We start from the raw sequence: 25454 nt of genomic DNA, 5'->3' as shown, positions 1-25454 counted from the left end.
TGTCTCACCGGTGCTTGTGACGCGTGGCCCGCGCCATCTCTCGTTTGGCCTGCTTCTCGGCAAGGGCGTGACGCTTGTCCCAGTCCTTCTTGCCACGGCCGAGCCCGATCTCGATCTTGGCCTTGCCGTCCTTGAAGTAGAGCGCCAAGGGGATGATCGTCAGCCCGCTCTCCTTGGTCTTGGCCAGGAGCTTGTCGATCTCCTTGCGGTGCAACAGGAGCTTGCGGGTGCGCCTGGCGGCGTGGTTGGTCCAGGTTCCCAGCGTGTATTCAGGGATGTGGACGTTGATCAGCCACGCCTCGCCGTCCTTGATCGTGGCGTAGCCGTCGGTGAGGGAGGCCCGACCGGCACGGAGGGACTTGACCTCCGTGCCCTGCAGCACGATGCCTGCCTCAAAGGTGTCCTCGATGTGGAAGTCGTGGCGGGCACGCTTGTTCTGGGCGATGACCTTGCGCCCGGTCTCACGTGGCATGCCGTTGAGCCTACCGGGGCTCGTCACACCTTCAGGTATCGCCGAAGCGTGAAGAACGAGGCGATAACACAGATCACCACACCGATGATCATAGTAAGGGTGATCACACCTGCCACGTCGTTCCATTCGAGCTGGCTGTTGGCGGCGAGATAGGCCGCCATGCTCTCGAACAGGAAGACCTTGGAAATGATCAGCAGAACGGCGGCGACGACACCGCCGAGCAGGCCCGCGATCACGCCTTCCATGACGAAGGGCAGCTGGATGTAGAGGTTGGAGGCGCCGACCAGGCGCATGATGCCGGTCTCACGCCGCCGGTTGTACGCCGAGAGGCGGACCGTGTTGCCGATCAGGAGGAAGGCCGAGACGACCAGGATGCCCGCCACCACGAGCGCGGCCCATCGCAATCGTTCGAGCAGGCCGAAGAACCTGTCCAGGATGGCCTGGTGGTTGACCACATTGCTGACACCCTTGATCGCCTTGAGCTGGTCGATCACCGCGACGTATTCGTCAGGGTTTTTCAGCTTCACCTGGTAGGACTCGGGCATGTCCTCCGCCTGCACCGCCGCCACGAAGACGGGGTTGTCGGCGTAGGCCGTGCGGAAGTTCTCATAGGCGGTCGCGGAGTTCTCGAACGTGACGTTCTCCACCTGGGGGAGAGCACGGATCGCAGCCTCGATCTCCTGCTTTTGCGTCTCGTCGACACCGGTGCTGCCCTTGCAGGCGGCGAAGGGGTCGTCCTTCTTGCAGAGGAACGTGGAGATCTCGACCCTGCCGGACCAGAAATCCTTCATCCGGCTGACCTGGGCGTTGATCATCAGACCGACACCGAGGAGCGCCATGGCAATGGCAACGGTCACGATGACCGCGATGGTCATCGTGAGGTTACGGCGGAGGCCGATCCAGACCTCGGAGAAGATGAAGTTTGCCCGCATGCTCTTGGGTGTCCCCTGTTGCTCTCGCTAGACGGTCAGTACGCCTGGCCGTAGACGCCACGCGACTGGTCACGAACGATCTTGCCGTCCTCGAGCTCCACGACGCGCTTGCGCATGGAGTCGACGATGGCGGCATCGTGCGTGGCCATCACAACCGTCGTTCCGGTCCGATTGATGCGGTCAAGCACCTTCATGATGCCGATGCTCGTCGCGGGGTCGATGTTTCCGGTCGGCTCGTCGGCCAGCAGGATCATCGGTCGGTTGACGAACGCGCGCGCCATGGCGACCCGCTGCTGCTCACCACCGGAGAGCTCGTCGGGCATGCGGTGTGCCTTGCCCTCAAGCCCCACCAGCTCGATGACCTCGGGCACCACCTTGCGGATGAACCGCCTCGGCTTACCGATCACTTCCAGGGCGAACGCGACGTTCTCGTAGACGTTCTTGTTGGGCAGCAGCCTGAAGTCCTGGAACACGCAACCAATGCGTCGGCGCAGGTGCGGCACCTTGAAGTTGGAGAGCCGCGCCAAATCCTTGCCCGCTACGTGGATGGCACCGGAGTTGGGCCGCTCTTCCTTAAGGACCAGTCGGAGGAAGGTCGACTTGCCGGACCCCGAGGGGCCGACGAGGAACACGAACTCGCCCTTGTCAACGTCGACGCTGACATGGTCCAGAGCGGGTCGATTCTGGTTCGCGTAGACCTTGGTGACATTATCGAAATGGATCACGGGCGCATCACGGCATGCCAGTCTAGGGGGTCGGACAGTCGCAGGGGTGGTCGAGAGCCACTTCCCGCCGGTCGGCGGCCATCCGACGTCGGTCCTTTACCGTGGATCGACACTCCGGTTGGCCAGAGCACAGTCTAGGGGGAACACTGGCATGGAACGTCCATAACGGAAACAAAACGATTCCAGCATGGTCACCTAGTGGACAAAACCGACTACCGTGGAGAGCGGAGCACATCATGAGCTGTGAACATCTCATCTGCGCCCAGTGCGCTCACCCGGTCATCGAGGGACGCTGCGCGGTCTGCCGAGCCTCACGCGAGCGGCTGCGCCGCGAGGGATTCCACGGCATTTCGCCTGCCCTCGTCGTTATCGCCCTCGCCGTGCTGCTCTTCGTCGCCCTCGCCCTGCGGCACATGGCGGGCTATTGATCGCCCCCCGGAAAGAACCACAGGTGAGGCCGTTTTCGTGCGGACCTCCCCGCAAACCCGGCCGGACGCCCCGGCCCGCCCCCCGAGGCACGCCGGAGCCGGCTGCCGCGGGGGACCCGATCAGTCGTCGGCCAGACCCTGCTCACGGCGGCGGGCCCAGCGGATCTCCGCCTCGATGAACTCGTCGAGGTCGCCGTCGAGCACCGCGGTCGGGTTGCCGGCCTCCACGGTCGTGCGGAGATCCTTGACGATTTGATAGGGATGCAGGACGTAGTTGCGGATCTGGGTGCCCCACGACGTCGTGCTCTCACCGCGGAGCTCCGACATCTTGTCGGCCTCCTCCTGCCGCTTGCGCTCAAGCAGCTTGGCCTGGAGCACGGCCATGGCGGTCGCCTTGTTCTGAAGCTGCGACCGCTCGTTCTGGCAGGAGACCACGATGCCGGTCGGCATGTGGGTGATGCGCACCGCCGAGTCGGTCGTGTTGACGCCCTGGCCGCCGGGACCCGACGAACGGTAGACGTCGACGCGCAGCTCGTCCTCGTTGATGTCGATGTGATCGGTCTGCTCGACGACCGGCACCACGTCGACGCCCGCGAAAGACGTCTGGCGGCGCCCCTGGTTGTCGAAGGGGCTGATGCGGACCAGCCGGTGTGTGCCGTGCTCGCCGCGCAGCGTGCCGTAGGCGTAGGGCGCCTTCACCGTGAAGGTCGCGGACTTGATGCCCGCCTCCTCGGCGTAGGAGGTCTCGTAGACCTCCGTCGTGTGGCCCTTGCGCTCGGCCCAGCGGAGATACATCCGCAGGAGCATCTGCGCCCAGTCGGCCGCGTCGACCCCGCCCGCTTGGGAGTTGATGGTGATGAGGGCCTCGCGCGAGTCGTATTCGCCCGACAGGAGCGTGCGCACCTCCAGGGCCCCGATGTCGCGCCGGAGCGCGGAGAGCTCCCGCAGGGCCTCCTCGCGGGTCTCCTCGTCGTCCTCGGCCTGCGCCAGCTCGTAGAGCACGCCGAGGTCGTCGAGCCGCCTGATCAGCCCCTCGACCCGGTTGAGCTCACCTTGAAGGTGAGACAACTTGCTGGTGACCTTTTGCGCCTGCTCAGGGTCGTTCCACAGGTCGGGTGCGGCGGCCTGCTCCCCAAGCTCATCAAGCTGCCTGCGCATAGAGTCGAGATCGAGCACATCCTGAATGCCCTTCAGGGTGCCCGCGAGCTCGTTGATCTCTTCGAACGGATCGATGCCTGCCACGTCTGTAAAGGGTACGCGACCGCCGACCCCTGTCTGGCATGCGACAGCGACTAGCATGGGCGCGCGGGCGGGGTCTGGGGAGGCAATCGGTGCGATCATACGGGCGGCCAGGGGTCATCGTGGCCGGCCTCTGGCTGGTGTTCGGCCTCACCGCCTGCACCGGATCCGGCCGTGCCCCCGTCGCCTCCTCTGGGGCCTCCCCCGTCGCCGCGACCATCTCCCCCACCTCCGCCAAGCCGGACAGGCCCGAGCCCAAGGTCACCTTCGAGGAGGCAGAAAGCGCCCTCGACGCCTATCTCGCCCTCGACACCGTCTTCCGGGCGAGCGGCGACCAGCGCCTCGCCACCGAGATCACCCGCGACGGCCAGCGCCAGCTGACCGCCGCCGCCTACCTGTCCAACGATCTGGCTCCCCCCCGTTACTCCTGGGGTGACCCGACCCTCTTCGTGCCGCGCGTGGAGCAGTTCCCCGCGTGGTTCACCGCCGTGGTCGGGCGCCACGAGCAGGGCCGCGAAGAGGCCGAGACCTCGATCATGACTTTCGTGCGTCACAGCGAGGACGCCAGGTGGCAGCTCAGCTTCGCCAGCCTCCTCTATCCCGGCACGGCCCTGCCCGAGGTCGCGGTCGACGAGGAGGGATATGCCACGCCGCTCGGGGCCGAGGACGACTCGGTGCTGATCCGCCCCCGCCTCATGGCCCCGTTGCACGCCACCGCCGCCGAGGAGGGCCCCGGGGGCTTCTCCCGCGGGCACATCGCGGCGGGCCCCCACACGACCGAATACTTCGCCGCGATCGTCAAGGAGCGCGCGAAGGCCAAGGACAACGGGCTGAGCTACGACTCCATCTTCAGCGCCACCGAGCACCCCGTCTACGCCCTGCGCACCGAGGACGGCGGCGCGCTCGTGCAATATGCCCTCACCCGCACGAGCACCTGGGACGCGCAGACGCTGGCCGGGGAGGTCGTGCCGAAGCCCATCCCGAACCCCATGTTGTGGGCGACCGAGCCGGCCGACGACATCGACAACCCGTCCGAGCGCGACGAGCCCACCTACCGCGACACGCTGCGCGCGGTGGAGACCCACCAATACGTCAGCACCGTCCCGGCCAAGGACGCCAAGGCCCTGGCCACCGTCGTCGGCTTCGACGGCAGCCTGGTGCGCGCCACGAAGAACTGACACACGAAGCCGGGCACCACAGGTCCGGTTCAGCACATATCCGTTTCGGCACCACCGGCATCACATATCCGGCCGGGCGCCGCCGACATCACATACCATGCGCCACCGGCACCATGAAGCCGATCCGGCGCCGCAGGAACCACCAAGCCGCTGCAGGAACCACCAAGCCGCTCCGGCGCCACCGGCGCCGCAAAACCGAAAAACCAGCGCCGCAAAACCGGCGCACCGGCCCGGGGCTTCGAGCCCGGTGTCGCCGAAACGGCGCAGGGGACTCGTCAGACGAGTTTGAGAGGAGGCGGCTGTGCGAATGCCCCGAGACGCCGCGGAGGCGGTCACGCTGCAACACAGGCTCCGCCACCGGGTGGTGAGCGACGCCCCGCTGCCGGCGCCACCACGTCTGGTCGCCGGTTTGGACGTCTCCTACGAGTCCTCCTCGGCCGGCGGTCGCATCGCGGGGGCGGTGGTCGTCCTGCACCTGCCCGACCTTTCGATCGCCGAGAGCGTCACCTCGATCGGCACCTGTGATTTTCCGTACGTCCCCGGGCTCCTGGCCTTCCGGGAGGTGCCGATCCTCCTGTCCGCCCTGGAGAAACTGACCGTCACCCCGGATGTGCTGGTCTGCGATGGATACGGCATCGCCCATCCGCGCCGGTTCGGGCTCGCATGCTTTCTCGGGGTCACCACGGGCCTGCCGGCCTTCGGAGTGGCCAAGACGCCGTTCGTCGGCACGTTCGACGAGGTGCCGGACGAGCGAGGGGCGTTCACCCCGTTGGTCCACGAGGGTGAGACCGTGGGCCGGGCACTCCGCACCCAGCGGGGCGTCAAACCGGTCTTCGTCTCCCCCGGCCACTTGATCGACATGGACGACTCCACCGGCCTCGCCCTGCGGCTCGCGCTGAGATATCGCCTCCCCGAGACGACCCGCCGCGCCGACCGCCTGTCGCGCGACGCCCTCCGCGAGGCCCTGTCGTCGGCCTGAGGGCAGGGGGCGACACGCGCGGGTGACACGCCGGGGCGACACACGCGGATGACTGGCGCCGACCACACGCGCTGATGACACGCGCCGATAAAGCAACAGAAGCGACACATGGAACCGCCCGGCGGGATCGCTCCCGCCGGGCGGCGTCCGGCTGTGCGGTCAGACCATGTGATCAGCTCACGTGGCCGGCCCCGTGATCAGTCCTGTGATCAGTCCGCGGCCCCGGGAAGGCTGCTGGTGGCGACCAGTGTGCGGATGGACCGGAGGGCGACCGAGAGGGTGGCGATGTCGAAGTGGTCGGTCTCCCAGATCTCCGACAGCATCTGCCGGCACCGCGACACGGCGGCCGAGTTGGCCTCCGTCCAGTGGGCGAGGCGCTCCTCGGGCGACTGGCCCGGCGTGGTGCGGGACAGAATGTCGAGCGTGATCTGGGCGTGAGCGGCATACAGGTCGTCGCGCAGTGCGGCGCGGGCCATCGAGTTCCACCGGCTGTCGCGGGGCAGGGAGATGACCCGCTCGCGGAGCCGGGCGAACTGCAGCCGGTCGGCGAGGTCGAAGTAGACCTCGGCGACCTCGTGCAGGGGCCGCTCGGTCTGCATGGCGACCTCGACCAGGTCGAAGGTGGAGAAGGCGGGCACCATCGCGGCCACGCGCACGGCCAGCGCCGCCGGCACCCCCCGGGTGATGTAACTGTCCCGGCGCTCTTCGAAGGCGATCTGGTCGCGCCCGGTGAGCAGGTGGGGCAGGTGCGGGATCAGGCCGTTCATGCGCTTGGCGAAGAAGGCGACCGAGGAGGCGAGGTCGAGCGGGGAGCGGCGGTTGGCCAGGAGCCACCGTGTGCCGCGCTCGATTAGCTTGCGGCCTTCGAGAAGCATCGCGAGCTGTGTCGAGGTGTCGACCTTGTTGTCCAGGGCCTCGATCTCCCGCCAGTAGGACGGGAAGTCGAACACCTCGCGGGTGGCGAGGTAGGCGCGGGCGATGTCGGGCACCGAGGCCCCGGTCTCCTCGCCGAGCCGGAACATGAACGTGGTGCCGCTGGCGTTGATCAGGTCGTTCACGATGCCGGTCGTGATGATCTCCCGGCGCAGCGGGTGCCCGTCCATGCGGTCGCGGAACTGCTCGCGCAGGGCGGTCGGGAAGTAGGACACGAGCCAGGGCGCGAGGTAGGGGTCGTCGGCGAGGTCGGAGGTGAGGAGGGCGGACTCGACCGAGAGCTTGGTGTAGGCCAGCAGCACCGAGAACTCCGGCGCGGACAAGCCCAGCCCCGCCCCCCGGCGTTCGGCGAGGACCTTGTCCGAGGGCAGGAACTCGAGTTCCCGGTTGAGCAGCCCGTCGCGTTCGAGCCTGCGCAGGTAGCGCGAGTGGATGTGCAGCATCTCCGGCGACTGGGCGCGGGCCGCGGCCAGCACGACGTTCTGCGCGTAGTTGTCGCGCAGCACCAGCTCGGCGACCTCCTCGGTCATGTCGAGCAGGCGCTCGTCGCGCTGCTCGTCGCCGAGCTCCAGGTCCCGCACGGCCCCGTCGAGGAGGATCTTGATGTTGACCTCGTGGTCACTGGTGTCGACACCGGCGGAGTTGTCGATGAAGTCGGTGTTGACCAGACCGCCGCCCAGCGCGAACTCGATGCGCGCGAGCTGGGTGACGCCCAGGTTGCCGCCCTCGCCGATGACCTTGCACCGCAGGTCTCCGGCGTTGACCCGCAGGCCGTCGTTGGCCTTGTCGCCCACGTCGCCGTGGGACTCGGTCGTGGCCTTGACGTAGGTGCCGATGCCGCCGTTCCACAGCAGGTCCACTGGGGCGCGCAGGATGGCGCTGATGAGGTCGCTCGGGGCGAGCGCGGTGACGCCCTCGCCGATGCCGAGCGTCTCCTTCATCTGCGGGGTGACCTGGATGGACTTGGCGGCGCGCGGCCAGATGCCGCCGCCCCTGGAGATGAGCTTGGTGTCGTAGTCGGCCCACGAGCTGCGGGGCAGCTCGAACAGGCGCAGCCGCTCGCTGAAGGAGCGCTCGGCGTCGGGGTCGGGGTCGATGAAGATGTGCCGGTGGTCGAAGGCGGCGACGAGGCGGATGTGCCGCGACAGCAGCATGCCGTTGCCGAAGACGTCGCCGGACATGTCGCCGATGCCGGCGACGGTGAAGTCCATCGTCTGGACGTCGTGTCCCATCGTCCGGAAGTGGTACTTGACCGACTCCCACGCACCGCGGGCGGTGATGCCCATGGCCTTGTGGTCGTAGCCGACCGAGCCGCCGGAGGCGAAGGCGTCGCCCAGCCAGAAGCCGTATTCCTTGGACACGCCGTTGGCGATGTCGGAGAACGTGGCGGTGCCCTTGTCGGCGGCGACGACGAGGTAGGTGTCGTCCTCGTCGTGCCTGACGACGTCGGCGGGCGGCACGACCTTGCCGTCGATCAGGTTGTCGGTGACGTCGAGCAGGCCGGAGATGAAGGTGCGGTAGCACTCGACACCCTCGGCGAGGAACTCGTCCCGCCCGCCGCCGACCGGCGGCCTCTTCACGACAAATCCACCCTTGGAGCCCGTCGGCACGATGACAGTGTTTTTCACCATCTGTGCCTTGACCAGGCCGAGGATCTCGGTGCGGAAGTCCTCCATCCGGTCCGACCACCGCAGACCCCCGCGGGCGACCTTGCCGAACCGCAGGTGCACTCCCTCGATGCGCGGGGAGTAGACGAAGATCTCGAACTTCGGCCGCGGCAGCGGCAGCACGCTGATCGCCTGCGGGTCGAACTTCAGGGAGATGTACGGCTTGCGCACGCCGTCCACGGTCTGGAAGTAGTTCGTGCGCAACGTGGCCTGGATCATCTCCAGGTAAGCGCGCAGAATGCGGTCCTCGTCCAGCGAGGCGACCTCGTCGAGGGCGCCGAGGATCTCCTCGACCAGCGCCTCGCACAACTCGCCGCGGACCTCGTCGGGCCTGCGGGGGTCGTGGGACGCCTCGAAGAGCCGGACAAGGAGCCGCGCCAGCCGTACATTGCCGCGCAGCACGTGCTCCATGTAGCGCTGGCTGAACGTGGTGCCCGCCTGGCGGAGATATTTGGCGTAGGCCCGCAGGATCTCGGTCTGCTCCCAGGTGAGCCCGGCCGCGAGCACGAGCGCGTTGAACCCGTCGCTCTCCACCCGGCCCGCCCACAACGCGTGCATGGCGTTCTGGAAGAGCTCCTTGAAGTCGCCCCGGTCGACGGTGGTGGACGGCGAGTAGCGCAGGCCGAAGTCGTAGATCCAGGCGTTCTTGGTCGTGGGGTCGTTGTCGCGGTCGATCTCGTAGGGCCGCTCGTCCACCACCTCGACGCCGAGGCGCTGCACCAGCGGAAGCATGTGGGACAGCGAGATCGGCTCGCCCAGCCGGTAGATCTTGAGGCGGCGCTCGCCGTCGACGGCGTCGGCCGGCTCGTAGAGGTTGATGCCGATCTCGTCGCGACCGGCGTCGACCAGTTGTTCGAGGCGGTGCAGATCGGTGACGGCGACGCGGGGCGGGAAGTCCGCCTTGTAGCCCTCGGGGAAGGCCGACTGGTAACGCTTGATCAGCGGCCCCGCCGACGCCTCAGGTCTCAGCTGCGCGATCGCGACCGTCAGGTCGTCCTCCCAGGAGCGCGCCGCGGCCGACAGCCGGTGCTCCAGGTCCTCAAGGTCGAGCTCGCGGGGCGGCAGGGGCTTGCGCCGCTCGCCGCGCACCACGACGTGCAGACGGGCCAGCGCGGACTCGCCGACCATGGCGCTGTAGTCGAGGGAGGTGCCGCCGAGCTCCTTGAGCAGGATGTCCTGCATCTTGAGCCGGATCTCGGTGGTGTAGCGGTCGCGTGGGAGATAGATCAGGCAGGAGATGTAGCGGCCGAAGTCATCGCGGCGCACGAACAGCTTGACCTGCTTGCGCTCGCGCAGCCGCAGCACGCCGAGGGAGATCGGCAGCAGCTCCTCGACGGAGATCTGGAAGAGCTCCGAGCGCGGGTAGGTCTCCAGGATCTCGATCAGATCCTTGCCGTCGTGGGAGTCGGCGGCCAGACCGGCGCGCTCCAGCACGTCGGCGAGCTTGCGCTTGAGCACCGGGATGCGGGAGATCGACTCGTTGTAGGCCACGTGGGTGAACAACCCGAGGAAGCGGCGCTCACCGATGACCTCCCCCTCGGGGGAGTAGAGCTTGACCCCGATGTAGTCGAGATAGGCCGGGCGGTGCACCGTCGCACGCGTGTTGGCCTTGGTGACGATCAGCGGCTGCCGCCGCTCGCGCGCCTTGGCCCGCAGCTCGGCGGGCATCGAGGCGAAGCTGTCCGACCCGGACTTGTCCGGGCGCAGGATGCCAAGGCCCGTGCCGGGAACGGCACGCAGCGTGTCGTCCTCCTCCAGGCGATATTCACGGAAGCCGAGGAAGGTGAAATGCCCGTCCTCCAGCCACTTGAGGAGGCCCACGGTGTCGTCCACCACGCCCGAGTCCAGCGACAGGTCCCCGTCCCGCAGCTCGTCGGCGGTCTGTACGGCGAGAGCCCGCATCTTGGCGAAGTCCTCAACCGCGTAGCGCACGTCTTCGAGCACACGCTGCAGATCGGCCTCGATCTGCTTGAGGACCGTCGTGTCCTTCTGCCGGTCGATCTCGAGGTACATCCACGACTCGACGAGCAGCTGGCCGGTGATGTCGGCCTGCTCGCGGCCGAGCATGCGGCCGGTCATATCGCGGCGCACCCGCATCTGGGGGTGGATGATGCGGTGCACGCCGATCTCATGCCGGTCGATCTCCATCGTGACCGAGTCGACGAGGAAGGGCATGTCGTCGGTCGCGACCTCGATGATCGTGCGGCCGGAGTCCCACCCGTCTTCGGCGACGGTCGGGTTGTAAGCCCGCACGAGCGCCCGGCCCTGTGGCCGGTCGACGGCGTGGACCCGCTGGGCGAGGGCCGGACCGTAGATCTCGGACGGCTGACGGTCCAGGAGGTCTTCTGGCGCTATGTGCCGATAGTAGACACGCAGGAACGCCAGAGCCTCCTCCGGACTCATCTGTTCACCGCCCGCCGCGCGCGCGCACGCCTCGGCGGCGCGCTGCAGCAGATCGTCCTTTGCCTCTTCGAGCGGCATGTCGCTCTCACTCCTTTGTGAGGGGTATTGCCTAAATTCGCGTGGATTCACCGTTAGACCCGATCAGAGAGCGCTTTCACCCGGCGTGATGAGACGGGGACCGAGATCGGCCTGTGGCGGGCCCACGACAGGCGAACCCGCCGGGAACCGGCCACTCGGGGCCGCGGCCCCGAGCCCCGGGCTGGGAATGGCGATGCGGGCTGCGTCGCGCCGGATTTGTCGCGGGCCACCCAGGAAGGGGAATCGGGTCTGCAGCGAGCTGCTCATGATCTCGTGGTGCGAGACGACGAGAAGTCGCTGGGAGAGGGCGGTGGGACAAGGATCCCACAGGGCGGCACCGGAGACACGGCGGCGCACCAGCACCGCTCGCATGCACACCAGGTACCCCCTATCCACTCAGTCGCCATTGACTGAGCGCAAATGCCTTCGTACCTGATATCACCCGAAAAGCTGACAAACGTCAACGTGGGGAGGCGCTGAGCGTTCATCACAGTCCCCTCCCATGCGGAGCCAAGTAGACAATGCACCCGCTCGCTGCGCAGCGACAGCACATCGCCCAGACCCGGCAGGATCCGATAAATCCCCGCCGTCCCCACCAATCGTAAGCTCCTCCGCCCCCGTCGCGCTGGCGGTATCGAGATATCGGAGTTGCCAATCGGTAACCCGAATGTGACCTCACCCAAGGCCACCAAACGATGACAGTGAGCCAAAAACACACCTAAAGCGACAGATGTGATTGCTGAGCCGCGAGTTCAGGTCTGACCGCGCGGCCCCATCACGACCATCGCCTGTGCCGTCGTTTACGCATTTAAGAGAAGTGGCGAAGCACCTCCGGGTTGGCCATGGCGTCGAGGTTGGCGGCCCGCTCGGGCGGGATGCCGAGAAGGATCTTGCGCACCGGCACCTCCAGCTTCTTACCCGACAACGTGCGCGGGATGCCGGGCACCTCGCGAATCTGGTCGGGCACATGGCGCGGCGACAGTTCGGTGCGGAGCGTCCGGCGCAGCCTCATCACAAGCTCGTCGGTCAGCGAGTGCCCCTCGGCCGTCACCACGTAGAGCAGGAGACGCCCCTCCTGGCCCAGCTGCCCGGTGTCGATCACCAGGCTGTCGGCGATCTCCGGAAGCTGCTCCACCACCCGGTAGAACTCGCTGGTGCCCATGCGCACCCCACCCCGGTTGAGGGTCGAGTCCGAGCGGCCGTAGATCACGCACCCGCCGTCGGGCAGGATCTTGATCCAGTCGCCGTGCCGCCACACCCCGGGGTAGTCGGCGAAGTAGCTCTCCCGGTAACGCTCACCGCCGGGGTCGTTCCAGAACATCACCGGCATGGACGGCATGGGGACGGTGATCACAAGCTCGCCGACCTCGTCGGTGACGGGCTCGCCGGCTGCGCCGTACGACTCGACCGCCGCGCCCAGGCAGCGGCAGGGGATCACGCCGGCGCGGACCGGCAGGAGTGGCACGCCGCCCACGAAGCCGGTGCACACGTCGGTGCCGCCGGAGAAGGACCCGAGGTGCACGTCCGGCGCGATCTCGTAGACCCACGCGAAGCCCTCGGGGGGCAGTGGCGACCCGGTCGAGCCGATGCCGCGCAACGCGGACAGGCCCGTGGGTCGCAGCCCCTTCTTCATCGAGCTGGTCAGATAGGGGGCTCCCGTGCCGAAGTAGGTCACCCCCTCCTCGGCCACGACCCGCCAGAGCGCGCTCATGTCGGGGTGCGCGGCGCTGCCGTCGTAGAGCACCACGGCCGAGCCCACGAGGAGGCCACCGACGAGGTAGTTCCACATCATCCAGCCGGTGGTGGAATACCAGAAGAAGACGTCGTCCTCTCCGAGGTCCTGGTGGAACGACAGCGCCTTGAGATGTTCGAGCACGATGCCGCCGTGGCCGTGCACGATGGGCTTGGGCAGCCCGGTGGTGCCCGACGAGTAGAGCACCCAGAGCGGATGGCCGAACGGCACGGCCTCGTGCACGAGCGGCGCGGAGACCGACCGCAGCTCCTCCCAGCCGGGCGACCCGACGATCACCGTGGCCGCGAGCGAGGGCAGTGCCCCGGCGATGTCGGCCACGACCGAGGAACGGTCGAACCACCGGCCGCCGTAGGAGTAGCCCTGAACAGCGAATAGGACCTTGGGCTCGATCTGGGTGAATCGGTCGATCACGCTGGAGGCGCCGAAGTCCGGCGAGCAGGACGACCAGACGGCCCCGAGACTCGCGGTCGCGAGAAAGGCGATCAGCGCCTCCGGCACGTTGGGGAGGTAGCCCGCCACGCGGTCGCCCACCCCGACCCCCAGCCGCACCAGCCCGGCGCGCACCCGCGCGACCTCGCCGGCCAGCTCGCCCAGCGACACCGTGCGCCGGGCGCCGGTCTCGTCGCGGAACACCACAGCCACCCGGTCCGGCTCGGTCTCCGCCCTGCGCAGCGCGTTGGCCGCGTAGTTGAGCGTGGACCCCGCGAACCACTGGACGCCCGGCATGACGCCGGTGACGACCGGGCCGTCGGCGCGGTCGCCGATCACCTCGAAGTAGTCCCAGATCGAGGTCCAGAACTCGGCTGGGTTGTCCACCGACCACTGCCAAAGATCCTGATATGTCACACTCGGCCGCCCCAGCCATTCGGCGTACCGAGTGACCTTGGCGTTCTTCACGGCTTCCGGGGTCGGATCCCAGAGCAGCGCACCTTCCTCCACCATGGCCACCATCCTCACCGCCGACCTGCGGATTGTCATCCCCGCCGCCCACACATCCGGGCGGCCCCATGTGTGGGTCGCCCACGGGGCAGCCGCCCAGCATGCAAAAGTAGGTATTCCTCATAACCGCGCTGAGTCCAGATATATGAGGTGTCTACCCTTTAAGGACGGACTCGGAGGTCACATGTACAAGGGTGTGTTGATCGACTGGGGTGGCGTCCTCACCACCAGCATGTACGACTCGATCATGGCGTGGGTGACGGCCGACCGCATCGACCCCTCCCACTACCGCGAGGTCATGCGTGAAATGATCGCCTCCGCCTATACGACGGCCCATGGTGACGGCAGCGCGAACGGCGGCTCGACGGGGCCCATTCCGGCGGACGGCAGCTCGAAGGACGCCGCCGTGATCGGCGTGGCCGCCATGGAGGCCGCCGTACTCGCCGGAATGGCGGCCGGAGCGACCGGCGACGGCAACCCGATCCACGCTCTGGAGCGGGGCGAGATCGACCCCCGGGAGTTCGAACGCGACCTGGCCGCCCGGCTGATCACCGTCGACGGCGGCATCCCGGAGGCCGAGGGCATGCTCAACCGCATGTTCGCGGCTTTTGAGCCTGTCGAGTCGATGTACACGATGCTCCGTACGGCTCGCGCCGCCGGGTTGAAGACCTGCCTGCTCTCCAACTCCTGGGGCAACGACTACCCGCGTGAGCACTGGACCGGGGCCTTCGACGAGGTGATCATCTCCGGCGAGGTCGGCATGCGTAAGCCAGAACCCCGGATCTTTCATCACTCGCTCGACGCGATCGGGCTGACGGCCCGCCAGTGCGTGTTCGTCGACGACCTGGCCCCCAACGTCGCCGCCGCCCAGGCCCTCGGCATCACCGGGGTGCACCACACCGACGCCACGACCACCATCGGTGAACTGGAGACGCTGCTCGGGATGCCGCTGAGATCGGCCGCGCACTGATCCCTCGCGCGCTTCCCCCGGGGTCGGGGAAGCGCGCATTGTGTGACCAATGTGACGTGAGCGACCCGTGTTGGCCGCCAGACGGCACCGATGACTGGCACACTCGGAAATCAACCACGCCCACAACAGCACGCAGCACAGAACGAGGAACGCCATGCGCGTCTATCTGCCATGCACTCTGCCCGCGCTGGCCCGCATGGCCGCCGCCGGAGAGCTCGGTCCCGCGCCCCTGACCGGATATGCGGTCACCCCCGCGCTGGTCGAGTGGTACGTCTCCGGAGACACCGAAGAGCTGGAATACGTGGCCTTGACCGAGGCGGCCCGCTCCTCGCTGCGCATGCTCGCCGCCGACCGGGCCGACGGCCTTGAGGTGGTGCCGCGCCGCGTCGTCGTCGCCGCCGAGGTCGACGACGCGGTCGTCAGCGCCGGGGTCGGGCTGGAGGAGCGGGCCAGGGTGCGGCTCAACGCCCCGGTGCCGATGTCGGTGGTGGCGTCGGTGCACGTCGACGATCTCGTCGCCGTCGCCGATGTGGACGCCGCCGTGGACGCCCTTCCCGCCGCCGATCGGGGGGACGACGACGCCAAGTTCACCGTGGACGGCGCCGAGGCGCACGAGCTGATGTGGTATGCGACACAGGAGATCCCCGACCTGCTGCCCTAACCAATTGACGTTTATCCTGGTCTCCATGTCGAGTGAGCAACCATGACGCACATTGTCTGGGATTGGAATGGAACGCTCTTTCACGATGTGGACGCCGTGGTCGGGGCGACAAACGCGGCTTTTGTCCCATATGGCACCTCCAACGTCACCGTGGAGAGTTTCCGGGAGATCTACACCCGTCCCATCTGGCTGATCTACGAACGCATGCTCGGCCGCGCGCTCCACGACGGCGAATGGGAACGCCTCGACACCGACTTCCATGACCACTATCACCGGCTCATGCTGGAATGCGGCCTGGCCGACGGTGCGGAGGACGGCCTTCGCACATGGGCCGAATCCGGCGGAACCCAATCCCTGCTGTCGATGTGGAGCCATGACCAATTGCTCCCCAAAGTGCGGGCCATGGCGCTCGAATCCCACTTCAGCAGGGTCGACGGCCTCATCGGCGCACCCGGCGGCCACAAGGCCGAACACATGGCCGTCCACATCGCCGCACTCGGCGTGGAGGCGCGGGACGTGCTCGTGATCGGGGACAGCGTGGACGACGCCCAGGCCGCGCAGCACGTCGGCGCCCGCGCCGTGCTCTACACAGGCGGCATGACCCACCGGTCGGTGCTCGAAGCCCAGGGCGTGCCGGTGGTCGACACGCTCGCCGACGCTCTCAGGCACGCCTGACCCGCACCCTTGACGTGACGGCCGGGGCGGACGCACGAAGGTGTGCAGGCCCCTGGGCACGCCCGGCCCGCACGACTCGATGCGGCGGTCCGCCGCCCCGAGCCAGGGCCTTACGCTGGGCTGGTTGAGATCACCCCATCGGAGGCCCGCGATTAACCGGCTCGTGCTCTGGAACGTCGACCTGACCCTGGTCGACACCGCCATCGTCACCCGTGACGCCTACGCCGAGGCCTTCCGGCAGGTCACTGGAAGGCCACTGGTCAAACTCGCCCCAGCCAACGGCCGCCCCGACTCCGAGATCGTCTTCGAGACCCTGGCCGTGAACGGCGTGGTCGCCGAGGACGACCACCTGCCCCGCTTCCTCGACGCCCTGACCACCGCCTTCGCCACCCGCAAGGGCCGCCTCACCGCCGAGGGCCGCATGATGCCCGGAGCCAAGGACGCCCTCAAGGCGGTGGCCAAACTCGACGGCATCGTTCAGTCCGTGCTCTCGGGCACTATCAAGGGCAACGCTGTGCATAAGCTGACCGCCTTCGGCCTGCACAAATACGTAGATTTCGGGATCGGCGGCTATGGGGAGGAGGTCTACCCCAAGGCCACCCTCCTCCAAGTGGCCCAAGGCCGCGCCAAGGACAAATACGGCACGCCGTTCACCTCGGCCAACACCGTGTTCGTCGGCGACTCCACCCGCGACGTGCAAGCCGCCCGCATCGGCGGCGCCGCCATGCTGGCCATCGCCTCCGGCCGCTCCACCACCGCCGAGCTCCACGAGGCCGGCGCCGACCTCGTCCTCCCCGACCTGACCAATCCCTCCGAGGTCGTCTCCGCCATCGCCCGGCTCACCACACCCACTCCGCGCTGATTTCGACCTACATCCACGACTCGCCGGCGAAGCCCCGAGGTCACCGAGTCCACCAGGAACGACATGTCGCCTGTGACGACCTCGACCACGGCCCCTCCCCCAGGCACGACCGCGAGCGCATGACCGTGAGCACATGACCGCGAGCGCATGACCGTGAGCACATGACCGCGAGCGCATGACCGTGAGCCGACCGCTTCCCGCGACCGGCCCACAGGTGGATTACGGTGGTGCACGGAGTGCCCGAGGTCAGCCGTGTTTCCTACACACGGCCACCAGGGCACTGGTCAGGCCCACTGTGAGTAACAGCAGGGCCAGCTGGAGGGTCCGGGACCAGCTTCCAAGGGCGACGTCCCGGGCCACTTCCAGATCTTCCTTCCGCCACACAGGCTTCACCTCCTTCCCCTCCCGCGAGCGGCGCAGTGCCTTGTCGCCCCAAGGGTAAAGAAAGCCGGCAGGAAACCGCGGAGACGCCGTCGTTCAATCCCGCCGGCCGCACGCGGAGCCGAAGGCGTCGTTCGGGGACCGTTTGGAAGCCCCGTGACGCCGCAACGCCTCGCCAACGGTGCTTCGCCGTACGGCACAGCCGTTGCCCGTGACCTAGGGGGCGACGATGCGCCTGGCCAGAGCGCGGTGGGCGGCTGAGTTGAGCACCTTGCGAGCCTTGGCCACGTCGGCGCGGGGAGCCTTGGCGAGCAGGCCGCGGTTGGCCTTGAGCCTGAGCAGGCGGGTGACCGACTGGTCGAGACGGGCCTTCGAGATGCGACCCGACTTCACAGCGGTGAGCACACCCTTGTAGGCCTTCTCCATGTTCGGCGGCATCAGGAGGAGATCGGCGCCCGCGAGGATGGCCCGCACGGCCACCTCGCCGTCGTTGTACTTCTTCCGCACGCCCGCCATGTCCAGCGCGTCGGTGGACACCACGCCGTCGAACCCGAGCCGCTCACGCAGCAGCCCCGTCAGGATCGGCTTGGACAACGTCGCCGGATCCCCCGAGGGGTCGAGCTTGGGCATGACCACGTGGGCGCTCATGACGGCGTCGACGTCGGCGCGGATGGCGGCCTTGAAGGGGGGCGCGTCGAGGCGGTCCCACTGGGAGCGGGAGTGGTTGATCACAGGGAGGCCGGTGTGACTGTCGACGCTGGTGTCGCCGTGCCCGGGAAAGTGCTTGGCGGTGCTCGCGATCCCCGCGTCGTGGAAGCCCTTGACCGCCGCGCCGACCATCGTGGCGACCCGCCGGGGGTTGGAGCCGTAGGCGCGGTCGCCGATGACGGGGTTCTTCGGATTGATGTTGACGTCGGCGACGGGGGCGAAGTCGAGGTTGACGCCGAGTGCCCGCATCTCGGTCCCTGTGGCCTTGGCCGCGGCGCGGGCCAGGGACGTGTCCCCGGTGTCGCCGATGCGCTTGGCGGAGGGCAGGTCGGTCACCAGAGGCGCCAGGCGCGATACGCGCCCGTTCTCCTGATCGGCGGCGATGAGCAGTGGAATCTTCGGCGAGGCGTCCTGCAACCCGTTGGTCAGGCCCACGACCTGAGCGACGCTCTTCACGTTCCCCGACCAAGGGAAGATGATCACCCCGCCCGGGCGATATTTCGCCACCACCTTCGCCGGGGTGGCGGCGCCGAACCTGGCCTGGTTCTCGGCCGACACGGTGTCGGCCGACGGGCCGTATAAGACGGGCATGAAAAGTTGCCCGACCTTCTCCTGCACGGTGAGCCGCGCGAGAGCCGCCTCCACGGGCGTACGAGCGGGGGTCGAGGCGGACGGCGTGGGAGCCGCCGACGGCGCGGCGGCACGGGTGGAGACCACCTCTGTGGGCACCGGCGTGCCAGACCCCCCACACCCGGTGGCCACCGCCATCACGACCACGAGCCCCGACGCACGCATGATCCCAGACATGCGGACCACCGTATCCGGCCCAAGCCCACAAATGCTCACAAACCACAACGCCCCAGCTCACCCCACCCCCCACACCCCGTTCGGCCGCGCCGCGCTCGGCGCCGGGGTGACACCGCGGCCCAGATCGCTCGATCTGGGCGAGTTCGCGGATTGGCCCGGCCTCGAGCGGATCGTCCTCAATCTGCACCGGTGGATCGCGGACGCGCAGGGCGGCCAGGTTGACTATGGTCAGGCGTTCGACGATGTGATCGCCTGCAACCACGGCCCGATGCACACGTCGGTCTAGCGGCGGCGGAGGCACGAACCAGCCGCCACAATTCCCTACAACCCAAGGTCCGCCAGATCCGGCAAGTGCCGCCGAGCCGCGGTCTGGGCCTCCGACGGGGTGGTGGCCGCGCGGGCGGCAGCGGCGGCGGCGCGGCACTGCCGTACGGTGTGGCCCGCCAAGGCGGCGCGGACGGCGGGGAGGGCGGGGGCGGTCATGGACAGGGATGTGATCCCGAGGCCCACCAGGACACAGGCGAGGGCGGGGTCGGCGGCGGCCTCGCCGCACACGCCGGTGGGGCGGCCGGTGCCCGCGGCGGAGGCGACGAGGTCGAGGAGGGCCGGCTGCCAGGGGGAAAGGAGGCCGGCGAGGGCCCCGACCTGGCGGTCGGCGGCGAAGAGATATTGCGCCAGGTCGTTGGTCCCGATCGACAGGAACCCGGCGTGGGCGGCGATCTCGCGGGCGCGCAGGGCGGCGGCGGGGATCTCGATCATCGCGCCGGCGTCGGGCAGCCCGGCGGCGGAGCACATGCCGGCGAACCAGGCGGCCTCGGCCCCGGTGGCGATCATGGGTGCCATGACCTTGAGCCGCCCCTCCGTTCCCTGCCGTGCGCGGGCGAGGGCGGTGAGCTGGTCGGTGAGGACCTCGGGGGCGTCGTGGAAGACCCGCAGGCCGCGCACCCCGAGGGCGGGGTTGGGCTGCTCGGCGTGCGGCAGGAAGGCGAGGGGCTTGTCGGCCCCGGCGTCGAGCGTGCGGACGACGACCTGCCCGCCGGGGAACGCGCCGAGGATCTCGCGGTAGGCCCGTTCCTGTTCGTCCACGGACGGCGCGGACCGCCGGTCGAGGAACAGGAACTCGGTGCGTAGCAGCCCGACCCCCTCGGCCCCGTAGGCCATGGCCGCCTGAAGGTCGGCAGGACCGCCCACATTCGCCAGTAGAGGCACTTTGTGCCCGTCCTTGGTCATACCAGGACCCCTGGCACGTCTCAGCGCGGCAGCGCGCTCCAGAGAGCGTTTCCCGGCTTCGGCGACCACGTCGGCGGGTGGCGCCAGCCGTACGATCCCGGAGGCTCCGTCGACCAGCAGGGGCGTGCCGTCGGGCACCTCGGTGGCGCCGAGGCAGGCGACCACGGCCGGCACGCCGAGGGCGCGGGCGAGGATGGCGGTGTGGCTGGTCGGCCCGCCCTCCTCGGTGACGAAGGCGGCGACCACGTCGGGGGTGAGCACGGCGGTGTCGGCGGGGGCGAGGTCGCGGGCGATCAGCACGTAGGGCTCGACCGCCCGCAGCGGCACCCCCGGCTGGGGCAGGCCCATGAGCAGCGCGACGGCGCGGTCGCGGATGTCGTCGAGGTCGGCGACCCGCGCCCCGAGGTAGCCGCCCGCCGCCGCGAGCATGTCGCGATAGGCGCCGAAAGCGCGGTGTACGGCGAGAGCCGGGGCCAGGCCCTCGTCGATCAGATCTGTGACCTTGTCGGCCAGCGCGGGGTCGCGGGCCATCAGGGCCTCGGCGTTGAGCACCGCACTGATCTCGCCGCCCGCGATCGCCCCGCGCGCCGCGAGGTCGGCCGCCACGTGTTCGAGCGCGGCGAGGGCCACGTGCCTTGCCGCTACGGCGTCGCCGTCGTGGCGCGCGTCGGGAGGAGGCGGCGGAACACTGCCGAGCAGCCGGCGGGCAGGCCCGAACCCGACCCCCGGACTCACTCCGGCTCCGATCAGCGCCTCCATCTCCCGCCGCCTCAGGGTGCCGCGGCTATCGCTGCGAGGTCGTCGAGGAGCTGATCGGAGCCTTCGCCTTCGGCGCGGATCACGATGACCTCCCCTTGGCGTACATCCAGCGCGAGCACCGAGAGGATGCTCTTGGCGTTGACCGGTTCGCCGTCGGCCTTGGCCAGGGTGACCTCGATCGGGGCTTTGGCCGCGGTCTGGACGAACGTCGCGGCGGGGCGGGCGTGCAGCCCCACCTCAGACTTGACGATGACCTTGCGCTCGGGCACGGTTTCTCCTCGCCTTCCTTGTCCGGATGATGTCCGGTTCGGGCCGCGTCTCATCCCCATCGGAAGAGCTCGTCTCCGGGTTGCACCGGCCCCTGGACCAGTTCGGTCACCGACGCGGCGATCGCGTCCAGCGCCACGACCAGGCACACCGGTGAGCGGCCGGTGGCCTCGATCACGCCTGGATCCCAGGCGACCACCGGTTGCCCGGCGGTGACCCGGTCGCCTTCGGCTACGAGCAACTCAAAGCCCTGCCCTCTGAGCTGCACGGTGTTGATACCTAAATGGACGAGAACGCCCCTCCCGTCATCGCCCACCACTACGTAGGCGTGCGGGTGAAGCTTCACGATCTTTCCGTCAATGGGGGAAACCGCGGAGCCGGGGGACCGGGCCGGGTCGATGGCGGCTCCCGGGCCCACCATCCCCTCGGCGAACACCGGATCGGGCACGGCTGCGAGACGCACCGCCGCACCCGCCACGGGGGCGAGGACCGTCGTCATGATCGCGGTTCCCTTGCCATGACACCCTTTCGGTGCACACCGCCCCGCCCGGCATCGCCGGGCGAGGGTCAGCCGATGAGATCCTCAATGTCACTGGCGATCGTGTCCGCCTCGGGGCCGACGACGACCTGGACGACGTTGCCCGCGGCCATGATCCCGTGAGCTCCCGCCGCCTTGAGGGCCGCTTGGTCGACCTTGGAGGCGTCGTGCACCTCCGTGCGCAGCCGGGTAATGCATGGCTCAATCTCGATGATGTTGTCGGCACCACCTAGTCCGGCGATGAGCGCCTGGGCATCTGCGGCCATGTCGTCCTCCCTGTCGAGACATTGCTGCGCATTATGGTCGCGCCGACCCCCTGTCCACGACCAGGGTGGAAAAGCTGCACGTTATCGCCGCGATCCCCGCGCCATCCGCGCCGTCCGCGCCTCCCTGCATCCTGCGGCCCCGCCGGTGTCCTCGACCTGACGGGTCCCGGTCTCGGCAGCCGGCGGTCTCCGCAGGATGGAAGACGTTCGTTCAGTCGGTCTGGGTGACCTTGTTGAGGCCGCGGGGCGCGTCCGGGTCGATGCCGAGGCGGCGGGCCAGGGCCTCGGTGAGCAGCTGGCCGGGCACGATCAGCCCCAGCGGCGCGACCCACTCGGGCAGGTCCGGGCCGTTGAGCGCGGCGGTCGAGACCGCGGCGAGCCCGTCGCCGCCGCCCACGCCGTAGGCCGCCGCACCCGCTCCGGTGACCCGCTCGGCGAGCGAGATCGTGCCGGGCAGGGTCGGCCCGTCGCCGGCCGCCACCAGGATCGCCGGGGTGTCCTCGTCGACCACGGCGATCGGGCCGTGGAGCAGGTCGGCGTAGGACAGGCCCATGGCGTGCAGGTAGCACGCCTCCTTGAGCTTCAGCGCCAGCTCCAGCGCCGTGGAGAAGGCCATGCCGCGCCCGGAGACCACCACGCCCGGCTTGTCGGCGAGTCCCTCCACGATGTCGTCGAGGGCACCCGGCTCGGCGATCAGCTTCTCCACCGCGTCCGGCACCCGGGAGAGGTCCGCGGCGTCGACGTCGGCCCCCAGGCCAAGCCCGAGTACGGCAAGAGCCGCGAGCTGCGTCGTGTATGTCTTAGTGGCGGGAACCGCCTTCTCTTCCCCCGCAAGCGTGCACAACGCCAAATCCGCAGCCTCGGCCAGCGGGCTGGCCGGTCCGCCGTTGGTGATGGCGACCGTCTTGGCTCCGCAGTCCTTGGCCCACGAGAGGGTTTCCACGATCTCCTCGGTGCGCCCGGACTGGGACAGGGCCACCGCGAGCACACCGTTCAGATCAAGCCTGCGCCGGTAGGTAGTGGCGATCGACGGAGCCGCCAGGGTCGCCAGTCGGCCCGCGTGTGCCTCTACTAGATAACGGCCGTAGACTGCGGCATTGTCGGATGTGCCGCGTGCGATGAACAAGAGTTGCCTGGTCTGTTCGCCGAGGGCCTTGACCTCGTCGATTCTCGGAAGCAGAGCGTCCAGTGTGGCTCTAAGAGCGGCCGGTTGCTCGGCGATCTCGCTGCGCATCTTGGTCGTCATCTCGCGCCCATCCCTCAGTGCCCGGCGACGATATCTGGCCGTTACTGATCCGTCGCCGGTACGTACATTGACACTCATTTCCGGCCTGTGGTCTAGTCCGGACTAGACCAGTACGAACCATAACCCATCGTGCTGTGCATATCGAGAGGAGGTTCCCGTGCCTGAAATCGACCCGGACAGTCCAGTGCCGAAATACTTCCAGCTCCGGGAGATCTTGCTCGATCTCATCGAGTGCGATGAGCTGCCCATCGGCGCGGCGATCCCCTCCGAGCGAGAGCTCTGCCAGCGCTACGGGCTGTCACGCATGACGGTACGACAGGCCGTCGACCACCTGGTCTCCGAAGGCCGGCTGCAGCGGGTGCCGGGCAAAGGCACCTTCGTGGCCCGTCCCAAGATCGAGCTGGCGCTCCAGCTCACCTCCACCAGCGACGACATGCGCGCCCGCGGCATGGAGCCCGGCGCCCGCGACCTGGACCGCCGCATCGTGCGGGCCAGCGCGCACCTCGCCCGGGAACTCGGCATCCAACCCGGTGACGAGGTCCACTTCATCGAGCGGCTGCGCACCGCGGACGGCGAGCCGCTGTGCATCGAGCGGGCCCACATCCCGGTGTCCCTCGCGCCCGATCTTTCCGACCAGGACCTCACCAACCGGTCCCTCTACGCCCTGCTGGAGACCAGGTACGGCCTGGTGCTTGACGGCGGGGAGCTGACCATCGACGGCGGCATCGCCGATCCCAGCGACGCCGACCTGCTCAAGCTGCCTCGGGGCGGTGCCGTGCTGCTGCTGCAGCGCCGGTCCTTCGCCGGAGGCGTGTGCGCCGAGCTCGGGGTCTCCACCTACCGCGCCGACCGCTACCAGCTCCGCACGGTGCTGGAGAGGCCTGTACGGCGTAGCTAAATCCTCCCATCCCCCCCACTCAGGAGGAAACGCCCGATGAGTTCCACTTCCTCCGCGGGCGCGGACCTGCCCACCACCAAGTCCTCCTTCTCGGCCGCTCTCTCTGTGTTTTCGCGCATCGGTGGCTCCCTCATGCTCCCGATCGCGGCACTCCCGGCGGCGGCCCTGCTCAAGCGCCTCGGCGAGGACGACCTGCTGGGACGGTGGGAGATCCCCTGGCTCGACCAGGTCGCCGCCATCATCGGCGGCGCCGGCGACGCGCTGTTCGACGCGCTGCCGCTGCTCTTCGCCGTCGGCGTGGCGATCGGCTTCGCCCGCAAGTCCGACGGCACCACGGCGCTCGCGGCGGTCGTCGGCTATCTCGTGTGGGACCGCGTCACCCACCTCATGTTCTTCAACTCCTCCATCCAGTCGCAGGTCGCCCACACCGTCGTCAAAGACGGCCGGCCGACGTTGATGATCGACCTCGCCACGGAGAACCCCACCCGTGTGCTCGGCGGCATCCTGATCGGCCTGGTCACCGCCCTGCTCTGGCAGCGCTACCACCGGATCAAACTGCCCGTCTGGCTGGCCTTCTTCGGCGGGCGGCGCTTCGTGCCCATGCTCACCGCCCTCGCGGCGCTCATCCTCGGCGTGGTGTTCGGCCTGATATGGCCGGTGCTCGGCACGTGGGTCAGGGAGTTCGGCGTGTGGCTCGCCACCCACTCCACCGTGGGCGCCGGGATCTACGGAGTGCTCAACCGGCTGCTCATCCCCTTCGGCCTGCACCACTTCGTGAACTCCATCGTGTGGTTCACCGTCCCCGGCTGCACCGCGGGGGTCAACGGCGCCACCGAGAACGCCGCGGGCGACATGAAGTGCTACTTCGCCGGGCAGATCGGCTCCGGCGAGTTCATGGCCGGCTTCTTCCCCGTCATGATGTTCGGCCTGCCCGCCGCCGCCGTCGCCATCTGGCGCTGCGCGCCGAAACACCGCCGCGCCGCGGTCGGCGGCATCATGTTCTCCGGTGCGCTCGTGTCCTTCGTCACCGGCATCACCGAGCCGATCGAGTTCACCTTCATCTTCGTGGCGCCGATCCTGTTCATCGTGCACGCGCTCCTCACCGGCGCCGCCCACGCCATCACCGCGGCCCTGGACGGCTGGCTCGGCTTCGGCTTCTCGGCCGGCCTCATCGACGCGGTGATAAACGCCAGCAAGAGCAACACCAACAACTTCGGGCTGATCATGGGGCTCGGCGTGGTGTACGCGGTGATCTACTACACGGTGTTCACGTTCTTGATCAAGCGTCTGAACATCATGACCCCCGGCCGGGAACCGGACCCCGACACCGACCCTGGCGATTCACCCACCACACCCCCATCCAGCACCGAGCAACCTCCACCGGGCCCAGGGGAACCATCCCCACAAACGGCCTCCGGGACTTGACGGCCTTGGCTTGTACGGCACAGCCGTATTGCCGG

22 protein-coding genes and 1 pseudogene are annotated in these 25454 nt (G+C 68.5%); 10 read left to right on the top strand and 13 right to left on the bottom strand.

The window, feature by feature from the left end; translation table 11 throughout:
• Window positions 1-4: 4 nt before the first annotated feature.
• The 3 genes from smpB to ftsE are packed head-to-tail and all read right to left on the bottom strand — an operon-like array spanning window position 5 to window position 2129.
• On the bottom strand, window positions 5-472 hold the full coding sequence (gene smpB, locus Ssi02_RS06450; RefSeq protein ID WP_204022094.1) for an SsrA-binding protein SmpB: 468 nt from the start codon (window positions 470-472) through the stop codon (window positions 5-7).
• 23 nt (window positions 473-495) lie between these two features.
• Window positions 496-1404, bottom strand: a complete 909-nt coding sequence (gene ftsX, locus Ssi02_RS06445; RefSeq protein ID WP_204022092.1) for a permease-like cell division protein FtsX — start codon at window positions 1402-1404, stop codon at window positions 496-498.
• A 35-nt stretch (window positions 1405-1439) separates the two neighbouring features.
• Window positions 1440-2129 (bottom strand): cell division ATP-binding protein FtsE, encoded by a 690-nt coding sequence (ftsE, locus tag Ssi02_RS06440; protein ID WP_020541427.1) that lies wholly within the window; start codon window positions 2127-2129, stop codon window positions 1440-1442.
• A 236-nt stretch (window positions 2130-2365) separates the two neighbouring features.
• On the opposite strand from ftsE, the gene Ssi02_RS06435 reads away from it, so the two are divergent.
• Window positions 2366-2557, top strand: coding sequence for a hypothetical protein (locus tag Ssi02_RS06435; RefSeq protein ID WP_204022090.1), 192 nt, complete (start codon window positions 2366-2368; stop codon window positions 2555-2557).
• Window positions 2558-2677: 120 nt separating this feature from the next.
• Here Ssi02_RS06435 and prfB read toward each other — a convergent pair whose 3' ends face one another.
• Window positions 2678-3799 carry a peptide chain release factor 2 gene (prfB, locus tag Ssi02_RS06430; RefSeq protein WP_204022087.1) on the bottom strand — a complete coding sequence of 374 codons (1122 nt, stop codon included), beginning with the start codon at window positions 3797-3799 and terminating at the stop codon, window positions 2678-2680.
• Between the two features lie 89 nt (window positions 3800-3888).
• Here prfB and Ssi02_RS06425 point away from each other — a divergent pair, with 89 nt between their 5' ends.
• Complete coding sequence (locus tag Ssi02_RS06425) at window positions 3889-4974, top strand: DUF8094 domain-containing protein (protein ID WP_204022085.1); 1086 nt, start codon at window positions 3889-3891, stop codon at window positions 4972-4974.
• Between the two features lie 307 nt (window positions 4975-5281).
• The gene (locus Ssi02_RS06420) at window positions 5282-5953 is read left to right on the top strand and encodes an endonuclease V (protein WP_204022505.1); all 672 of its coding nucleotides are present in this window, start codon (window positions 5282-5284) and stop codon (window positions 5951-5953) included.
• Between the two features lie 209 nt (window positions 5954-6162).
• Here Ssi02_RS06420 and Ssi02_RS06415 read toward each other — a convergent pair whose 3' ends face one another.
• Together Ssi02_RS06415 and Ssi02_RS06410 are read right to left on the bottom strand one after the other, a co-directional pair.
• Window positions 6163-11034, bottom strand: coding sequence for an NAD-glutamate dehydrogenase (locus Ssi02_RS06415; protein WP_204022082.1), 4872 nt, complete (start codon window positions 11032-11034; stop codon window positions 6163-6165).
• Between the two features lie 808 nt (window positions 11035-11842).
• Window positions 11843-13729 carry an acetoacetate--CoA ligase gene (locus Ssi02_RS06410; RefSeq protein ID WP_204022080.1) on the bottom strand — a complete coding sequence of 629 codons (1887 nt, stop codon included), beginning with the start codon at window positions 13727-13729 and terminating at the stop codon, window positions 11843-11845.
• A gap of 181 nt (window positions 13730-13910) precedes the next feature.
• Here Ssi02_RS06410 and Ssi02_RS06405 point away from each other — a divergent pair, with 181 nt between their 5' ends.
• The 4 genes from Ssi02_RS06405 (at window position 13911) to Ssi02_RS06390 (ending at window position 16894) form a co-directional block, all read left to right on the top strand.
• On the top strand, window positions 13911-14696 hold the full coding sequence (locus Ssi02_RS06405) for an HAD family hydrolase (protein WP_239128646.1): 786 nt from the start codon (window positions 13911-13913) through the stop codon (window positions 14694-14696).
• A gap of 154 nt (window positions 14697-14850) precedes the next feature.
• Entirely contained in the window at window positions 14851-15357 is a 507-nt protein-coding gene (locus Ssi02_RS06400) for a DUF6912 family protein (protein WP_204022078.1), read from the top strand.
• 42 nt (window positions 15358-15399) lie between these two features.
• Window positions 15400-16032 carry an HAD family hydrolase gene (locus Ssi02_RS06395; protein WP_204022076.1) on the top strand — a complete coding sequence of 211 codons (633 nt, stop codon included), beginning with the start codon at window positions 15400-15402 and terminating at the stop codon, window positions 16030-16032.
• A gap of 163 nt (window positions 16033-16195) precedes the next feature.
• Window positions 16196-16894, top strand: a complete 699-nt coding sequence (locus Ssi02_RS06390) for an HAD family hydrolase (RefSeq protein ID WP_239128645.1) — start codon at window positions 16196-16198, stop codon at window positions 16892-16894.
• On the opposite strand, the pseudogene Ssi02_RS39740 reads toward Ssi02_RS06390, so the two are convergent.
• Window positions 16840-16959: pseudogene (locus Ssi02_RS39740) on the bottom strand (hypothetical protein); the annotation flags it as partial. The gene Ssi02_RS06390 and the pseudogene Ssi02_RS39740 overlap by 55 nt on opposite strands.
• Before the next feature lie 532 nt (window positions 16960-17491).
• Window positions 17492-18790 carry a beta-N-acetylhexosaminidase gene (nagZ, locus tag Ssi02_RS06385; RefSeq protein ID WP_239128644.1) on the bottom strand — a complete coding sequence of 433 codons (1299 nt, stop codon included), beginning with the start codon at window positions 18788-18790 and terminating at the stop codon, window positions 17492-17494.
• Here nagZ and Ssi02_RS06380 point away from each other — a divergent pair.
• Window positions 18789-19076: a hypothetical protein gene (locus tag Ssi02_RS06380; protein ID WP_204022074.1), complete on the top strand. Its 288-nt coding sequence runs from the start codon at window positions 18789-18791 to the stop codon at window positions 19074-19076. The two genes, nagZ and Ssi02_RS06380, sit on opposite strands and share 2 nt — an antisense overlap.
• Window positions 19077-19111: 35 nt before the next feature.
• Here Ssi02_RS06380 and ptsP read toward each other — a convergent pair whose 3' ends face one another.
• The 5 genes from ptsP to Ssi02_RS06355 all read right to left on the bottom strand — a co-directional run bounded on the left by ptsP (window position 19112) and on the right by Ssi02_RS06355 (window position 23096).
• A complete protein-coding gene (gene ptsP / locus Ssi02_RS06375; protein ID WP_204022072.1) occupies window positions 19112-20779 on the bottom strand; it encodes a phosphoenolpyruvate--protein phosphotransferase in 1668 nt (555 codons plus the stop codon).
• Window positions 20780-20790: 11 nt separating this feature from the next.
• Window positions 20791-21048 (bottom strand): HPr family phosphocarrier protein, encoded by a 258-nt coding sequence (locus Ssi02_RS06370; RefSeq protein ID WP_204022070.1) that lies wholly within the window; start codon window positions 21046-21048, stop codon window positions 20791-20793.
• A gap of 50 nt (window positions 21049-21098) precedes the next feature.
• Entirely contained in the window at window positions 21099-21545 is a 447-nt protein-coding gene (locus Ssi02_RS06365) for a PTS sugar transporter subunit IIA (RefSeq protein ID WP_204022068.1), read from the bottom strand.
• 68 nt (window positions 21546-21613) lie between these two features.
• Window positions 21614-21850 (bottom strand): PTS sugar transporter subunit IIB, encoded by a 237-nt coding sequence (locus Ssi02_RS06360; RefSeq protein WP_204022066.1) that lies wholly within the window; start codon window positions 21848-21850, stop codon window positions 21614-21616.
• Between the two features lie 211 nt (window positions 21851-22061).
• Window positions 22062-23096 carry an SIS domain-containing protein gene (locus Ssi02_RS06355; protein WP_204022064.1) on the bottom strand — a complete coding sequence of 345 codons (1035 nt, stop codon included), beginning with the start codon at window positions 23094-23096 and terminating at the stop codon, window positions 22062-22064.
• Window positions 23097-23253: 157 nt separating this feature from the next.
• Here Ssi02_RS06355 and Ssi02_RS06350 point away from each other — a divergent pair, with 157 nt between their 5' ends.
• Both Ssi02_RS06350 and Ssi02_RS06345 read left to right on the top strand, forming a co-directional pair.
• Window positions 23254-23994: a GntR family transcriptional regulator gene (locus tag Ssi02_RS06350; protein ID WP_204022062.1), complete on the top strand. Its 741-nt coding sequence runs from the start codon at window positions 23254-23256 to the stop codon at window positions 23992-23994.
• Between the two features lie 36 nt (window positions 23995-24030).
• Window positions 24031-25419 carry a PTS transporter subunit EIIC gene (locus Ssi02_RS06345; RefSeq protein WP_204022060.1) on the top strand — a complete coding sequence of 463 codons (1389 nt, stop codon included), beginning with the start codon at window positions 24031-24033 and terminating at the stop codon, window positions 25417-25419.
• Window positions 25420-25454 lie beyond the last annotated feature (35 nt).

It is taken from the genome of Sinosporangium siamense (genome assembly GCF_016863435.1).
GTDB lineage: Bacteria > Actinomycetota > Actinomycetes > Streptosporangiales > Streptosporangiaceae > Sinosporangium > Sinosporangium siamense.
This window is presented reverse-complemented; position numbering and strand designations above follow the sequence as displayed.

Bases quoted from the DNA above. Each gene is read 5' to 3' on its own strand.
- smpB (WP_204022094.1), bottom strand. From the start codon at position 472: ATGCCACGTGAGACCGGGCGCAAGGTCATCGCCCAGAACAAGCGTGCC.
- ftsX (WP_204022092.1), bottom strand. From the start codon at position 1,404: ATGCGGGCAAACTTCATCTTCTCCGAGGTCTGGATCGGCCTCCGCCGT.
- Ssi02_RS06435 (WP_204022090.1), top strand. From the start codon at position 2,366: ATGAGCTGTGAACATCTCATCTGCGCCCAGTGCGCTCACCCGGTCATC.
- Ssi02_RS06420 (WP_204022505.1), top strand. From the start codon at position 5,282: ATGCCCCGAGACGCCGCGGAGGCGGTCACGCTGCAACACAGGCTCCGC.
- Ssi02_RS06415 (WP_204022082.1), bottom strand. From the start codon at position 11,034: ATGCCGCTCGAAGAGGCAAAGGACGATCTGCTGCAGCGCGCCGCCGAG.
- Ssi02_RS06410 (WP_204022080.1), bottom strand. From the start codon at position 13,729: ATGGTGGAGGAAGGTGCGCTGCTCTGGGATCCGACCCCGGAAGCCGTG.
- Ssi02_RS06405 (WP_239128646.1), top strand. From the start codon at position 13,911: ATGTACAAGGGTGTGTTGATCGACTGGGGTGGCGTCCTCACCACCAGC.
- Ssi02_RS06400 (WP_204022078.1), top strand. From the start codon at position 14,851: ATGCGCGTCTATCTGCCATGCACTCTGCCCGCGCTGGCCCGCATGGCC.
- Ssi02_RS06395 (WP_204022076.1), top strand. From the start codon at position 15,400: ATGACGCACATTGTCTGGGATTGGAATGGAACGCTCTTTCACGATGTG.
- Ssi02_RS06380 (WP_204022074.1), top strand. From the start codon at position 18,789: ATGCGGACCACCGTATCCGGCCCAAGCCCACAAATGCTCACAAACCAC.
- nagZ (WP_239128644.1), bottom strand. From the start codon at position 18,790: ATGTCTGGGATCATGCGTGCGTCGGGGCTCGTGGTCGTGATGGCGGTG.
- ptsP (WP_204022072.1), bottom strand. From the start codon at position 20,779: ATGGAGGCGCTGATCGGAGCCGGAGTGAGTCCGGGGGTCGGGTTCGGG.
- Ssi02_RS06365 (WP_204022068.1), bottom strand. From the start codon at position 21,545: ATGACGACGGTCCTCGCCCCCGTGGCGGGTGCGGCGGTGCGTCTCGCA.
- Ssi02_RS06360 (WP_204022066.1), bottom strand. From the start codon at position 21,850: ATGGCCGCAGATGCCCAGGCGCTCATCGCCGGACTAGGTGGTGCCGAC.
- Ssi02_RS06355 (WP_204022064.1), bottom strand. From the start codon at position 23,096: ATGACGACCAAGATGCGCAGCGAGATCGCCGAGCAACCGGCCGCTCTT.
- Ssi02_RS06345 (WP_204022060.1), top strand. From the start codon at position 24,031: ATGAGTTCCACTTCCTCCGCGGGCGCGGACCTGCCCACCACCAAGTCC.